This is a genomic window from Nostoc sp. NMS9 (genome assembly GCF_017114995.1).
Taxonomy (GTDB): Bacteria; Cyanobacteriota; Cyanobacteriia; order Cyanobacteriales; family Nostocaceae; genus Nostoc.
Map to the genome: position 1 here is coordinate 17845 of NZ_JABXKL010000008.1, position 14482 is coordinate 32326.

Below are 14482 nucleotides of genomic sequence, written 5' to 3' on the forward strand. Positions count from 1 at the left end.
TAAGATCAACCTTTTGAGGAGGAATTTAAGATTTAAATCTCTGTAGGTCAATCAGAATGAAAACTTTTGATTATATCCTCAAAAAAACCTAATTAATTACTATATCTAGATTATGAATTTCAGCTTATTCTTCGTGCATTTTACCTGGGTTACTGTCGCAATCGCGATTCTTTTTCCAAATGCAGCAAGTGCAGCAACTCCACTAAAACCACAGAATTCTTCAAGCTCTGTACAAGTTCCCGATCGCCTCAACCCCAATCCCAACCCTCTCCAATTTCCCACTAAACCGGAGGAAGTAAAGATTCAGGGAACTGTACCAATCAGTTTAGCCCAAGCTTTAGAACTAGCAAAACGCAATAATAGAGACTTACAGGTAGCTATATTACAGCTAGAACGCAGTCGCTCGGCGCTCCGCGAGTCTCAAGCTGCCTTGTTTCCTACTCTTGGGATTAACAGTAGCGTGACTAATAGTGGTAATGGTTTTAGTAGCAATTCATCTCAAGCCAACACCTCATCTCAAGCCAGCACCTCTTTTAATGGTTCAGCACAACTGAATTATAATCTCTATACTTCTGGGAACCGACAAGCGAGTATCCGAGCCGCAGAGGAACAGCTACGGGTAGATGAATTAAATGTTGAAAGTCAGTCTTTGACAATTAGGTTGAATGCCACCACTCAATACTACAATTTGCAACAAGCAGATGAACAAGTCAGAATTAATCGTTCTGCTGTGGTAAATGCCCAGGCTAGTTTGCGGGATACTCAAGCCAGAGAACAGGCTGGAGTAGGTACGCGGTTCGATGTGCTGCAAGCTCAGGTGAATTTAGCAAACGCCCAACAAGTACTGACTAATGCGATCTCACAGCAGCAAATTGCCCGTCGTCAGCTTGCCACGTTGTTAAGTTTGTCGCAGTCAGTTGATATCAGTGCCTCTGATCCTGTACAATTAGCGGGTCTTTGGCCGCAGACGGTAGAACAAAGTATTGTCCAAGCGTTTCAAAATCGTCCAGATTTGCAACAGTATTTGGGACAACGTAATATTTCCGAGCAACAGCGACGACAGGCACTTTCACAGCTAGGGCCGCAAATTAGTTTGGCAGGAAACTACAATCTGCTAGATCGGTATAATGATGGCGTCAGCATTACTGATGGCTATTCAGTGGGACTTCAAGGAAATCTAACTTTGTTTGATGGGGGAGCAGCAAGAGCGCGTGCAGATCAGTCGAAAGCTAATATTGCGATCGCAGAGACTCAATTTGCTAACCAGCGTGACCTAATTCGCTTTGATGTAGAACAGTACTATGCTCAATTGCAATCCAATTTAAATAATGTGCAGACTTCTAGTGTGGCTTTAAATCAAGCTAGGGAAGCTCTGAATTTAGCAAGGTTGAGGTTCCAAGCTGGTGTAGGCACTCAAACAGAGGTGATTGATGCTGAAAATGACCTGACAAGAGCAGAAGGTAATCGAGTCGCAGCTATTTTGGATTACAATCGCGCTCTAGCTAATTTGCAAAGATCGGTAACATCTAGGGCTTCGCGCTAAGGTCAAATCATTAAAGAAAAGTTTGCTTAGTACAGCATTTCATTAATTGGTAGCGAATTAAAGAAAGGCAATACCCTGCATTGTTAACGCATCGGCTTGCATTGTTAATGCATCGGCTTGCATTGTTAACGCATCTGGCCGCATTGTTAACGCAATACCCTGCATTGTTAACGCAATACCCTGCATTGTTAATGCATCGGCTTGCATTGTTAACGCATCTGGCCGCATTGTTCACAAAGACATCTAGCGACCCTGCCGGGGAGGGAACAAGGCGATGCAAGTGAGGTTGGGCAAAAAACGTGCGATTGCCTTTGGCACAACCATACAGCCAATTACTAATGACTATCTTCAGTACAAAAATACATTTATTACTTAAAAAGATTAAATATAAACACATAAAAGATTACTGCCGACAGCCAGCAGTTAGCGATCGCAATCGGGGCAGTGCCAAAGGCAATCGTAACAAAGCCTTTGAAAATAGCTTTTGAAAAAACAATTGATATCAAGTCTGGCTAATTAGTTTTAATTCCCAAATTTATGCAGAAAGCCCAAAAGCCTCTCTCCTCTGATTCTCTGCTCCTCTGCACCCCTGCTGCCTTAATGATAAGTCTTTAACTGGACATGATATGAGAAGCTGACACAAGCAACTCTAACAAAGATAAAAGCGCTACGTGACAAGATTTGGACAAGCTTCGAGGTAAGCAAGAGGCAGTAACAGCTTTAGTAGAGGCAGAAAAAGGGTCAAGGGCTAATTTAGATCAGGTAGTTGGTTACTTACAAGAGATAATGAAATCTGACCCAAATTTTGCACAATCAGTAGAAAAATTAGCGTCAGAGATTCAGCATGAATCTCTGTGTTGGTCGTAATGCAACAGTCAGATTCTTAAACTTCAAGCTTTAATCAATCTTTAAGTTGCAGCTCTTGAAGTAGTTGAATTTACAAGCGAGGATGTGATGACTCAATATGACTATATTGTGATTGGTGCAGGTTCGGCAGGCTGCGTTGTTGCCAACCGGATGACACAAGATAGTGAAACAACCGTGTTATTACTCGAAGCTGGCAACCCAGATACTAAACCAGAGATTCAAATCCCGTTGTCATCCCCCAACCTACCTCGCTCGGAACTGGACTGGGGATATTTCTCTGAACCCGAACCGTACCTGAATAACCGCAAAATCTTTTGTCCCCGTGGCAAAGTCTTAGGTGGCAGCAGTTCGATTAATTCCATGATTTATATCCGGGGCAATCATCACGATTATGACCACTGGCAGTCATTGGGAAATCCTGGTTGGAGTTACCAAGATGTATTGCCCTATTTCAAGAAATCTGAGAACCAGCAACGCGGTGCCGACGCATACCACGGGGTTGATGGTGAGTTGAGCGTCACCGATATTCAACCCCCTACTGTGGCATCCCAACGATTTGTAGAAGCAGCCGTGGCAATCGGATATAACCACAATCCTGATTTCAATGGAATACAGCAATCAGGTGCGGGAATTTATCAGTTGACGGTCAAGGATGGTAAACGTCACAGTGCTGCTGCTGCATTCTTGGTGCCAATTCTCAAGCGTCCCAATTTGACAATAACAACAGGAGCGTTAGTAACTCGGTTATTGTTTGAGGGAACCCGCACCATTGGGGTGGAATATATGCACGAGGGAAGGCTGCACCAAGCTAGGGTTAACAAAGAAGTGATTTTAAGTGCTGGCGCATTCGATTCACCCAAGCTGCTGATGCTTTCCGGCATTGGTGATGCAGAACAACTGCAAGCAATGGGGATTCCTGTCGTCGTTGATTTGCCAGGTGTCGGTCAAAACCTCCAAGACCACTCTCTCGTTCCTGTGGCACACCAGATAATTACCAGTCCTGTGGCACACGAGGTAATTGCTGGGTTAGACCCGGCAATTACCAGTAATGGTAACGCTGAAGCCGGATTATTTTTGGATACCGAAGGTAATCTGGATGCCACGCCAGATTTACAGTTTTTCTTCGGTCCCATTCTGTGGATATCTCCTGGCAAAACCCTCTCTGGTTTGGGATTCACTGTTACAGTCAGTTTGACTCATCCCCAAAATATTGGGAGTGTCAGTTTGCCCTCGCCTGACCCCAAAGACCCACCGATTATTCGGATCAACTTTCTGCAAAGTCAATCTGATGTGCAAAAGCTAGTTGCTGGGATTAAAATAATGCGTAAATTATTTCATACAAGTGCCTTTGATCAGTTTCGAGGTGAGGAAATCAGTCCCGGTGCTGAGGTGATAAGCGATGAAGCACTCGAAGCTTACATCCGGGAATTTTGCGTTACGGGGTATCATCCTGTCGGCACTTGCAAAATGGGAACTGACCCAATGGCGGTTGTTGATCCCGAACTCCGGGTACGCGGTGTTACGGGGTTGCGGGTTGTTGATGCATCGATTATGCCAACTCTGGTCGGGGGCAATACGAATGCGCCCACGATTATGATCGGCGAGAAAGGAGCCGATTTAATTAAAGCCGCAGGTGGCGTTTCATCGCAAGTAGCTTCAGCAATGGCAAACTAACTCGCTGGCGCGAGCGATCGCCTAAAGAATAACGATGATTCACAAAACAGAGATTCAGGAAACGCTCAACCGGGATTCCAGGGATCTAGCTTTTGAAAAGACTCAAGGAGGCCTCAAAGCAAAGCTTTACCTCGTCTTTGAGCATTATGCACAAACGATAAAGTTGCCTAAATGCATCTAAGCTTAGAACGACTATGGCACAGTAATTACCGCTACTGGGCAATGGGCCTTACTCAGAATTGCATCCACTCTGTGACCGAAGAAAACGCGACCTGTAACCATTCGGATATTACTCCCTAGAATAATTAGGTCAACTTCCTGGGTTTTGGCAAACTTGAGGATTTCCTTTTCTGGGCTGGTTCCTTGAAGAATATAGGTTTTGACATCAGCACCAAGATTGCGGCCAATGGCTGCTTGCTGTTCAAGCATATCGTGAGCAATTTCCTTGACTGGAGCTAGCGATCGCTGTTCGTAAAGAATATACTCAACCTGTGGCAAATTAATCACGTTAACAATCATCACTAATGCCCCGGTTTGAGCGGCGATCGTACTTGCCATCTCTACGGCATTTTTGCTGTATTCTGTCCCCACCGTTGGCACCAGAATCTTTTTCAGTTGTTGTTGAGGGATTTTGCATATCTCGCCTTTCGATTGCGGTAGGCGCGACTTTACCACCATCGTTGCACAAGGCGCTTCTTGGACAACCCGGTCAACAAGCAAATTAAACAATGCTTTCTGAGGGCTTATCTGTTCAGAAGCTCCCAGTACAATCAAGTCATAGTTTTTGTTCGCTTCATTCAGAATTACCTCCGCTTTATTACGCCCAGACTCCGTTTTTGTTTGCAGGGTGGTATCAGCAGGTAACTGCATTTCCTCTGTGACAGCAGCTAGAGCAAGGTCTGCGGCGGTATCTTTAACCTGGGTTGCCGCCATCCGGCGTCCTCTACTTTGAGGTTGCTTATCACTCAGGGCATATAGAGATGTAACTTCTATCGAGTTTTGGTGAGCCATGTAACCGACTAGTTGCGCCGCGAGTTGGATGTTGGGCCCACCGCTAGTAGGTATTAAGACACGCTGAATCTGCTTGATAAAGCTGCGGCTATCCTGTTCTTCTTGTTCCAAACGTCGAGCTTCCTCTTCACCCATAACTACTTTTGATAAAGTCCAGCGCAGCAGGGGTGGAGCCATTAGGGAAGTGACGATCGCCACCATAACAATAATCGAGTACATCTGGGGATTCAGCACTCCCAAAGATAAACCAATCGTGGCAACGACAATTTCCATCGCCCCGCGAGCATTCATCCCAGAACCCATCGCCAAACCTTCCCAATGACTCAAGCCGCCCGCACGAGAACCAAGGTAAGCACCTGTAAATTTGCCAACACAAGCGACAACGAGAACAATCAAGCCAAATATCAATGTCTGGGGTACTAACAGAGCGAGTAAATTAACTTTCAAGCCTGCTGAAGCAAAGAAAATTGGCGCTAGAAAGCTTGCTGTGAAGACTTCTAGCATGTGTCCAGCTTCATTGCTAAAGCGGCGGGATTGACCTGCTAGAATCCCCATTACAAAAGCACCTAATGCTGCTTCTAGACCTAATCCGTGGGTAAGTGCTGCCGCTGAGAGCGCAAGAATCAGCACAACCGACATACTAGCGGCGATTCCACCAATATAGTCATCAACCCAGCGCAAAATCTGGTCTACAATGGTACGCCCAATTGTGAAGGCGATCGCTAGAAACAATACCGCTGCACTCACAGAATGGAAAATTGTCCCAAAGTCAAATTTGCCGCTACTAGCTAAACCTGAAACCACAGAAAGTAAAATCCAGCCGATGGTGTCGTCAGTCATCCCAGCAGCTAAGGTAACTTGACCAATGTCACGGCGAATCAGGTTCAAGTCCATCAGTACCTTAGCAATCACTGGGACTGCGGAAATACTCATTGCTGTGGCGATAAACAGACTGAATACCAATCGTTTTTCTGGGTCGGCTAAAAAACTATCTGGCAATAGCCAGCCCAATCCAAATCCGGTGATAAACGGGATAATAATTCCGCCCAGTGAAATCAAAAGAGCCGTTTTACCCTTACGAAGAATCAGCTTTAAATCCGTCTCCAACCCAGTCACAATCAGCAAAAATAACACGCCTAGCCAAGAAATCACCGAAAGTAAATTAGACTGTTCTTGACTTTTGGGAAAGATGTGTGCTTGTAAGTCAGGAAGGAGCAAACCAAATAGAGAAGGGCCAAGCAGCACACCCGCCAGTAATTCTCCAACAACAGGCGGTAGGTTAATCCGGCGCATCAATTCACCTAATCCCCGCGCTACGAGAAGCAATAGTGACAGTTGCACCAGCACCAACAGCAGTTCATGATGACCGAGAGGTTTAATTACACCGTCACCTGCTACTTTTTGTGCAGCGAGTACAGGCACTAATATCAGGGACAGGTTTTGCATAATGTCCAAAGATGAGATTACAAATTTTTAAACGGGCTGTTCAAGTAAATCCTGAAAATGTTTACTTCCACATCGGTCTAGAAGCTTAAACTATCATTGTCATTATTAATGGCAAGATTATCATGAGCGATCGATCGCCCTAAGTTGTCAGGTAAGAAACAAAGCTTTGCTCATTCACTTATTTTTGAGCGCGAACAAAGAACTTTGTAGTGTCTATCCAAAGACCTTGATCGGTTGCTAATTTCTCAATTTCAGCTTTGTACTCAACTTGCAATTGATTTAATTGTTCTTGTGATAATTTTGACAACAGAGGATTGCCTTTAAAATTTATATTAATTACTGTCATCGATAATGTGTTATCACTAAGAGGGCGATAACGTCCTGATGGCTCAATCTTAATTTCGATATCTCTAAAACCTGCCTGATTGAGTAAATTCCGACATTTTTCTGGAGTCCCAAGTGGTTCAAGAATATGTGGTACTGATACACCTAAAACTCTAGCACAGATACTTTTTTGAAGAGATGCCATAATAGCAGTTTCGGGAGGACAGGTAAATGCCACAAACCCTCCTGTTTTCAAGAAGCGATACCACTTTTGCAAAGCAGCAAGGATATCAGGAAAAAGTACAATTGCCTCACAGCAAAAGACAACATCAAAACTACTATCACTAAAGTTTAAATACTCTGCATCCGTCTCAATCAACTCGATATTTTGTAATCTTGCTGCTGCAATCTTAAGTCTTGCTTGATGCAACATTCCAGGGGTCATGTCAATTCCAATCACGTAGCCCTCTGAACCAACTTTTTCAGCTGCGGGTATCGCAACTAAACCTGTTCCAGTTGCCACATCAAGGATTTTCTGTCCCGAATGTAAGGGAACAAATTCTAATAGAAGCTTGGCATCTAGAGGATGGCGAGTATCTTTTTCATGGTCATAAGTCGTTCTACTACCATAAAATTCTTTTAGTTGCTGCTTATAAATATCCAGATCGGTCATAACCAAATGTCAAATTTTCTCCACTTTATAGTAACTCTTGTTGTGATATTGAGTTGTTCGCTGCTGAACCCAACCCTTGAAACTGGGATGTTGATGATGGTAAAACTAGCAGGTTCTGATACAAATCTGCTGCTAGTCTCCAAGTTGGCTTTCCTTTGATGCGAATTATTCAAAAGCTTTTGGGATATACGGATTTGAAAATGTTGTCTGTTTACATCGATGTCAACGATTCCGATCTTGAGGGCGCGATCGCAACTCTATGAACCCCAATCTCAATGATCCTACAAATTGAGATATTTTTCGACGACCATCCTGTGTATTTGGCTATGGAAAAGAGAAAATCTCAGTAACCAGGCATGGGATAAAGTTGACCAACTCTATCCAAACCTATGACAAACCTTGGAGTTGGGGATAAGCTGAAAATCTAAATTTCAAAACAACTATTCGCGATCGCTGGAAAATTTTTACTCTCGTTTCGCCGTTGGTTACTTTGGCGCAAGGCTAATTAGGAGTTAGGAGTTAGGAGTTAGGAGTTACGCTGCTGACGGATTAAGTTTTCAATCTCCACCGGGGCTAGTCCATCCGCGATCGCAATTTCCACCTCCTCTTTCCTGCTTTGGGCCAGCTGCGATCGCACATTCCTCCCAGTGATGTTCCAGGAATTGTGTAAAATAATTCCTCTGACCTGATGCTATTAACCCTTCATTTGGATGAAGGGTTTTCAAACTTGATAAAATTTCAGTTACCCTGAACTGTAAGTGTGAATATTACAGACTCATGTAAGTTGAGACAGCCAATAATAGCGCCTAGATATTACTGTTTAATTATCAGGAGCAAAGCGCGATTCTCTTGTGGAAAGGCTGCGCGATCGCGTGCAGAATATTTACAGTATTGCCTAAAATTATGGATAATTCCCCAGTGGTCGCTCAAGCAGATGCATCCTTACCAAATTACACTCAGGAAAATACACGAATAGTGGAGTCAGCAGCTGGCTCGAATTCACCACCGAAGCAAAAGGTAGGAAGTGACTTTGACTCTCGTATGATGCTGCGGTGTTTGGAACTGGCTCGCCGCGCTTTAGGGCGGACTTCGCCAAATCCGTTAGTGGGAGCGGTGATTGTCAAGGATGGCGAGATTGTCGGCGAAGGGTTTCATCCTCGCGCAGGTGAGCCTCATGCAGAAGTGTTTGCCTTAAAAGCAGCAGGCGTTGGCGCAGCCTCTCCCCAGGAGAATCGCGCTCGTGGTGCAACAATCTATGTCAGCCTCGAACCTTGCAATCACTACGGGCGCACTCCCCCTTGTTCGGAAGGATTGATCGAAGCAGGGGTGGCAAAAGTAGTAGTGGGTATGGTTGACCCCAATCCCCTGGTAGCTGGAGGTGGTATCGCCCGTTTACAAGCGGCGGGGATTGAAGTGTTGGTAGGAGTAGAAGAGGAAGCCTGTCGTCAGCTAAATGAAGCTTTTGTGCATCGCATTCTCTACAAACGACCTTTGGGAATTTTAAAATATGCCATGACTTTAGATGGCAAAATTGCTACTACCTCTGGTCATAGCGCCTGGGTGACAAGTCAAGAAGCCCGCAGTGAAGTACATCTAGTGCGGGCGGCTTGTGATGCCATAATTGTCGGCGGTAATACAGTCCGACAAGATAATCCTTACTTAACCAGCCATCAAGTGGGGGCACATAATCCCCTGCGGGTGGTGATGAGTCGCCATCTCAACTTACCGGCAAGTGCCCATCTGTGGCAAACTGCGGATGCTCCAACTTTGGTGTTGACACAGAAGGGTGCTAACCCCAATTTTCAAGAACTCTTGCTCAAACAGGGTGTGGAGGTGGTGGAATTAGCATCACTTACACCGGATAAGGCAATGGCGTACTTATATGAACGAGGTTTTTGTAGCGTGCTGTGGGAGTGTGGTGGTACTTTAGCTGCTAGTGCGATCGCTCAAGGAGCAGTGCAAAAAGTTTTGGCATTTATTGCCCCAAAAATCATTGGTGGTAGTATTGCTCCCACACCAGTGGGCGATTTAGGTTTTACTACCATGACTGAGGCGTTGTCTTTAGAACGTGTTCGTTGGCGTGTAGTAGGCTCTGACTGCTTAGTGGAAGGTTATTTTTCCCCAAAAGCTAATAGTCAACAGTAATAACACTTGACGATCAATCTATTTATCTTGATTTTGCGATTATGAACACTGGCGTTCATGGGCAATATCACGTATAAGGGCTAGCCGAGATTGAATGTAGTGGCATAGAAAGTCAGTTTCGTTAGAATCTAACAACACTTGCGTTTCGGTTTGTTTTACTAACCACTGCACCAAGCTAGCATCATCCAGTTGTAAGAGGAGCTTGGCTTGCGCGGTTTCAACCACTGACCAAAGCTGACGCATGATTGTAGGAGTCATCAGACCTCGATTGAATAATGAGCTATTAGCTGTCTTTAGATTACACAATTCCAATCGCAATTTACGACATGAATGTAGAAGCTGAGACAAGTATTATTAAAAACTTAATAATCGTATTTATAACTTTATGAAGATTAAGAATTTGAAACTGAGTTTCAAAATGAGCATTGGGAATTGGGTATAAGAAAAGATAGATTTTCGTGTGTTAAGTTGCAAAAATTAGAAAACAAATAAGTAGGTCGGCGTAAAAATTTCTCATTGGGATTAAGACAGGAGGCAGCAGGTAAAAGGATTTTAGCCTAGTTTATCTTTTTTCACATAGTTTGGTTTTATTGTGCCAACTGACTTACACTAATTCTAAAAACTGGCTTTTTGTGTTTTAAAATACCGAAATTGTGTTGATTATAGCCCAAGTAAAACCCGTTTTTTATGGACTATATTGAATACTGAATTGTCTTATAAAATACAAAATCCTGCGAAAGCCATTTTATTATCAAACAACACACTCAAATTTATTGAGCCATTCTTAAAACTAAAATTATCAGATTGGCCCTGTTGTACCTGTTTGAGTCCCTGCTTAATTTCTTCAGTGGCTTGCCCTCCTAACATTCCATTTAAGGTAGTCTCCATTACCTGTGGGTCTACCGATTGGGCAAAAGATACCTCAGTTTGACGCAGCGTTTTAGAATTACGATCGAATAAGTAGCCAAGGTCAATTTTGTTTGGCACTAGTACATCACATGAGCGAAGCCAGGGCGAATATACTCTGGTAAAATTAAATATGCGTTATCCAGAACCCTTGTAGAGACGTAGCAGTGCTACGTCTCTACACTCTTTTTCAGCATATATCTAATACAAGCCAACGTATTAGCATTGCAGAATCCTGCCAAATTTAATTCGCTACGAATGAATGAAATACTGTACTAAGTGAACTCTATAGTCTCAACAAACTCTAAAATACTTTCTTTGATGTCTTCAGCTTCTTCTTTAACAGAATCGGGAGTTTCACCGTTAATAAAGCTGTGCTGACTACTAACTATATACAAAAATTCCCCACTGATAAAGGTGAGCAAGCCCCGGTACGCATCTAATCTGATCGCAGTTCCGTTATTTTCTTGCTTATAAATTGTGGAACCTTTGGGCATATCGATTAACACGTAGTAAGCACCTCGCAAAGTATTTTCCAGATATTCGGTATATTCCACAGAAGCATCTGGTACATTGGCAAAAATCGCTTGGGGTACATACTTCTCTACTAAAATTGTTTGTAAATATTCTTCTTGGCCAACAGACTCCAATTCCTCTAACTGTTCTAAGGGGAAAGGATAATAATCGATTCTCAGTAAAGTACCGATGTCATCAGAAAAGCCAACTACTCCTTCCTGGCTTTGAATTCTCCCGCCCTGCTGCGGATCAACCGGAATCGGTACGGTAAAATTGCCTAAAGGAGATTGATATGTCTGTTCGCTAAAATCTTCGATGACCACTGTCTCATCATCATCGTCGTCTGTATATTCTTCATCTTCTGCTTCTTTAAAGGCTGCGATTACCTCCTTGATGATTTCCTCTGCTTCTTCATCCTCAAGTTCTAAAGCTGCTTGTAGCTTTTTCAGGTAGACTTGTTTTGGTTTGGGAATGGCGAGTTCGTCGTCTAAAAGCACTATTACCCCAGCAGCAAAACCATCTAGCACTAATTCATCTGAGAGAGATACTTTGGCGGCATTAAACAGGGGCCCAATTCCCTCTTCTTCTGCAATGGAGATGAGTCTATCAACTATTTCTGCAATTTCATCTTCTGAGTATTCCTCAAAAACCTCGAATTCCCAGAGGATACCCGCTAAACTTTCTGCATCTACCTCTTCAATAAATGAATCAGCGATCGCAGTCACAGTTGCGATCGCCGCCACCGCTTCCTCTGGACTTAGTGATTCCTCTGATGTCTTTGGTGAGTTAAAAACCTTGTCATATTTGGTCATAATTGCTACCTAAATTAATTCCTTGATAGTAATAACAGATTGAAAGTGACAATGGTCAGTTTACCAATGGAGCGAATCTTCTAGAGAAAAAGTTGGTTTATACCTGGTTGACTAAGTATTGCTCAGGTGTAACAAAACCTTATTGACAACTGATTTTCCAGGAGTTGAGATGTCTAAAATCTGTTGTTGAATATACACTTAAACACGAGCTAGGCTCGATATTTACCGCAAGTCAACTTAATTAAATATTGTAAATTTTTGTGATCAAGCAATTATCGTTAATAACTGCTATATTCCTTTATTTTTATCCTATAGCAAATGAATTATATCTATCGATAGAATTATAAACTAGCTAGCGATAGATACCTACATCGTAGGCAGGATGTCACAATACCGAAGTTTGTAGTGACACACAATACTCGAAACGTTGTACTGTTGGTTCTGCAAGTGTGAATTAGATGAAATTTTGAGTTTTTTTATGGTACAAACCCCACCATCCCAGTTTTCACCAGATCAATATAAAGTAGATCCTGCAAAGGAAAATGTAGAAGCTCTTATACAAGAACCGCAGCTAGATATTGAGATTGCTCTAGAGTTCCTTTACACCAGAGATATTGAATTTCGTCAGGAAACAATTTATTTTCTCGTAGTCGATCGCTTTTATGATGGCGATCCAGATAACAGCGAAGGTGCAAACTCAGAACTGTACGATCAAACTAGACAGGATTGGGGTAAATACTGGGGTGGCGACTTGCAAGGTGTCATCGATAAATTAGATTATCTCAAAAATATGGGAGTTACTGCTCTTTGGCTAACTCCACTGTTCGAGCAAGTTGAAGAGTTATTTGTTGGCAATGCAGCAATACATGGCTATTGGACAAAAGACTTTAAACGGCTTAATCCTCGATACATTGCTGAGGGAGAGAACCCTTCTTTAAACGCTACTCAAGAAGAAAAAAATACCACCTTTGATCGGTTAATTACAGAACTGCACAAGCGCAATATGAAGCTAGTGCTGGATATTGTCTGCAACCATAGTACACCTGATACCAGCGGTAGTAAAGGTGAATTGTATGATGATGGTGTCAAAATTGCTGACTTCAATGATGATGCTAATAATTGGTATCACCACTATGGTGAAGTGCAAAACTGGGAAGACGATTGGCAAGTACAAAACTGTGAACTATCTGGTCTAGCAACCTTCAATGAAAACAATACGGAATATCGGGAGTATATCAAGTCAGCAATTAAACAATGGCTAGACCGGGGTGTGGATGCACTGCGGGTGGATACTGTCAAGCACATGCCGATTTGGTTTTGGCAAGAATTCACTGGCGACATGACAAATCACAAACCAGATGTATTTATTTTTGGTGAATGGATTTACAGTAATCCTAGTGATGATCGCTCAGTGGAATTTGTTAACCACTCAGGCATGACACTTTTAGACTTTGGGTTGTGCGTGGCAATTCGAGCTGCACTGGGGCAAGGTTCAGAAAATGGATTTCAAACAATTCAATACATTTTTGACCAGGATTCTTGCTACAACGGGGCAACAGAGCTAGTTACCTTCATCGATAACCATGATATGTGCCGTTTCCAATCGCTGAACCCCGATCCAGCGATGCTGAAGGTTGCGATCGCCTTGATTATGACCTGTCGCGGCATTCCCTGTATATATTACGGCACAGAACAATATCTGCATAACGACACCGATGGCGGTAACGACCCATATAACCGCCCAATGATGGAAAGTTGGGATACAGAGAGTGAGATTTATCGTTCCATCAGGCTGCTGTCTGGCTTACGACGACTGAATCCAGCCGTATCATTGGGTAGCCACTGGCAAAAATACTTAACACCGGATGTTTACTGCTATGTACGCCGCTATCGCGACTCCCTGTGTTTTGTCGCTTTAAACCGGGGAGGAGAAGTTACTTTACCAGAAGTAGAAACAGAATTGCCCGATGGAGAACATACCTGTGTGGTGACTCGCAACAAGTATGAGGTGAAAGATGGCAAGATTTATGATCTAGTACTAGAAGAAAGGGGAGTGCTTGTTTTCAGCCACGTTGGCGAACGGATAAAAGCACAAACAATTGTCCGCGTCCAACTCAATGGCGTGGAAACCCAACCTGGTGAAACCATTGTGGTGACTGGAGATTGCCCAGAGTTAGGTAACTGGGATATCAGCAAAGCCTATCCCTTAGAGTATATCAACACCAATACTTGGTTTGCTGAGATTCCCTTTGATGAGAGTACTGGTAAGCTGATTGCTTATAAATATGCCATGTGGCGGGAAGGGCGATCGCCTCTGCGCGAAAATCTCGTAAATCGCCGCTGGGTGATTGCCAAAGAAGGTACTGTCAAATGGCGTGATACTTGGGCATCGGGAAGAGAATCGTAGAGTTTATACGCAAGGATCTGTTCATGAGTGATCCACTCGTGAACAGCTTCATACCAATTTTCAATCAGTACGCACAGCTATAACTGATGAAAAAAAGACATAAGGGACTTGCGAAAAAATAAAGTACCAGCCATTCGAGAATATTTAGGAAGCGCGGA

Annotated in this window: 12 protein-coding genes and 1 pseudogene; 6 read left to right on the forward strand and 7 right to left on the reverse strand. The window is 43.3% G+C overall.

The window, feature by feature from the left end; all coding sequences use genetic code 11:
• Positions 1-112 precede the first annotated feature (112 nt).
• Complete coding sequence (locus tag HWQ40_RS03715; RefSeq protein ID WP_292775034.1) at positions 113-1543, forward strand: TolC family protein; 1431 nt, start codon at positions 113-115, stop codon at positions 1541-1543.
• Between the two features lie 57 nt (positions 1544-1600).
• Here the strand turns inward: HWQ40_RS03715 and HWQ40_RS03720 are convergent, their stop codons facing one another.
• Positions 1601-1750 (reverse strand): hypothetical protein, encoded by a 150-nt coding sequence (locus HWQ40_RS03720; RefSeq protein WP_292775036.1) that lies wholly within the window; start codon positions 1748-1750, stop codon positions 1601-1603.
• A 92-nt stretch (positions 1751-1842) separates the two neighbouring features.
• On the opposite strand from HWQ40_RS03720, the gene HWQ40_RS03725 reads away from it, so the two are divergent.
• The 3 genes from HWQ40_RS03725 to HWQ40_RS03735 all read left to right on the forward strand — a co-directional run bounded on the left by HWQ40_RS03725 (position 1843) and on the right by HWQ40_RS03735 (position 4084).
• Entirely contained in the window at positions 1843-2031 is a 189-nt protein-coding gene (locus HWQ40_RS03725; RefSeq protein WP_292775037.1) for a hypothetical protein, read from the forward strand.
• Between the two features lie 193 nt (positions 2032-2224).
• Complete coding sequence (locus HWQ40_RS03730) at positions 2225-2410, forward strand: hypothetical protein (protein ID WP_292775038.1); 186 nt, start codon at positions 2225-2227, stop codon at positions 2408-2410.
• Between the two features lie 87 nt (positions 2411-2497).
• Entirely contained in the window at positions 2498-4084 is a 1587-nt protein-coding gene (locus tag HWQ40_RS03735) for a GMC family oxidoreductase N-terminal domain-containing protein (RefSeq protein WP_292775039.1), read from the forward strand.
• A gap of 192 nt (positions 4085-4276) precedes the next feature.
• Here the strand turns inward: HWQ40_RS03735 and HWQ40_RS03740 are convergent, their stop codons facing one another.
• The 3 genes from HWQ40_RS03740 to HWQ40_RS03750 form a co-directional block, all read right to left on the reverse strand.
• Positions 4277-6541, reverse strand: coding sequence for a cation:proton antiporter (locus HWQ40_RS03740; RefSeq protein ID WP_292775040.1), 2265 nt, complete (start codon positions 6539-6541; stop codon positions 4277-4279).
• 178 nt (positions 6542-6719) lie between these two features.
• Entirely contained in the window at positions 6720-7538 is an 819-nt protein-coding gene (locus HWQ40_RS03745; protein WP_292775041.1) for a methyltransferase domain-containing protein, read from the reverse strand.
• 557 nt (positions 7539-8095) lie between these two features.
• The gene (locus HWQ40_RS03750) at positions 8096-8263 is read right to left on the reverse strand and encodes a hypothetical protein (RefSeq protein ID WP_292775042.1); all 168 of its coding nucleotides are present in this window, start codon (positions 8261-8263) and stop codon (positions 8096-8098) included.
• Between the two features lie 178 nt (positions 8264-8441).
• Here HWQ40_RS03750 and ribD point away from each other — a divergent pair, with 178 nt between their 5' ends.
• Positions 8442-9683: a bifunctional diaminohydroxyphosphoribosylaminopyrimidine deaminase/5-amino-6-(5-phosphoribosylamino)uracil reductase RibD gene (gene ribD, locus HWQ40_RS03755; protein WP_292775044.1), complete on the forward strand. Its 1242-nt coding sequence runs from the start codon at positions 8442-8444 to the stop codon at positions 9681-9683.
• 39 nt (positions 9684-9722) lie between these two features.
• On the opposite strand, the gene HWQ40_RS03760 is transcribed toward ribD, so the two are convergent.
• From HWQ40_RS03760 to HWQ40_RS03770, 3 genes and pseudogenes are all read right to left on the reverse strand, one after another.
• Positions 9723-9941 carry a hypothetical protein gene (locus HWQ40_RS03760; protein WP_163937100.1) on the reverse strand — a complete coding sequence of 73 codons (219 nt, stop codon included), beginning with the start codon at positions 9939-9941 and terminating at the stop codon, positions 9723-9725.
• A gap of 513 nt (positions 9942-10454) precedes the next feature.
• A pseudogene (locus HWQ40_RS03765) lies at positions 10455-10673 on the reverse strand (serine/threonine protein kinase); the annotation flags it as partial.
• Positions 10674-10864: 191 nt separating this feature from the next.
• Positions 10865-11917 (reverse strand): hypothetical protein, encoded by a 1053-nt coding sequence (locus tag HWQ40_RS03770; protein ID WP_292775047.1) that lies wholly within the window; start codon positions 11915-11917, stop codon positions 10865-10867.
• A gap of 478 nt (positions 11918-12395) precedes the next feature.
• Between HWQ40_RS03770 and HWQ40_RS03775 the strand changes: the two genes are divergently transcribed.
• Entirely contained in the window at positions 12396-14324 is a 1929-nt protein-coding gene (locus HWQ40_RS03775) for an alpha-amylase family glycosyl hydrolase (RefSeq protein ID WP_292775048.1), read from the forward strand.
• Positions 14325-14482 lie beyond the last annotated feature (158 nt).

Excerpts from the sequence above, each read along its gene's own strand:
- HWQ40_RS03715 (WP_292775034.1), top strand. The coding sequence starts at position 113 with ATGAATTTCAGCTTATTCTTCGTGCATTTTACCTGGGTTACTGTCGCA.
- HWQ40_RS03720 (WP_292775036.1), bottom strand. The coding sequence starts at position 1,750 with ATGCAAGCCGATGCATTAACAATGCAGGGTATTGCGTTAACAATGCAG.
- HWQ40_RS03735 (WP_292775039.1), top strand. The coding sequence starts at position 2,498 with ATGACTCAATATGACTATATTGTGATTGGTGCAGGTTCGGCAGGCTGC.
- HWQ40_RS03740 (WP_292775040.1), bottom strand. The coding sequence starts at position 6,541 with ATGCAAAACCTGTCCCTGATATTAGTGCCTGTACTCGCTGCACAAAAA.
- HWQ40_RS03745 (WP_292775041.1), bottom strand. The coding sequence starts at position 7,538 with ATGACCGATCTGGATATTTATAAGCAGCAACTAAAAGAATTTTATGGT.
- ribD (WP_292775044.1), top strand. The coding sequence starts at position 8,442 with ATGGATAATTCCCCAGTGGTCGCTCAAGCAGATGCATCCTTACCAAAT.
- HWQ40_RS03760 (WP_163937100.1), bottom strand. The coding sequence starts at position 9,941 with ATGACTCCTACAATCATGCGTCAGCTTTGGTCAGTGGTTGAAACCGCG.
- HWQ40_RS03770 (WP_292775047.1), bottom strand. The coding sequence starts at position 11,917 with ATGACCAAATATGACAAGGTTTTTAACTCACCAAAGACATCAGAGGAA.
- HWQ40_RS03775 (WP_292775048.1), top strand. The coding sequence starts at position 12,396 with ATGGTACAAACCCCACCATCCCAGTTTTCACCAGATCAATATAAAGTA.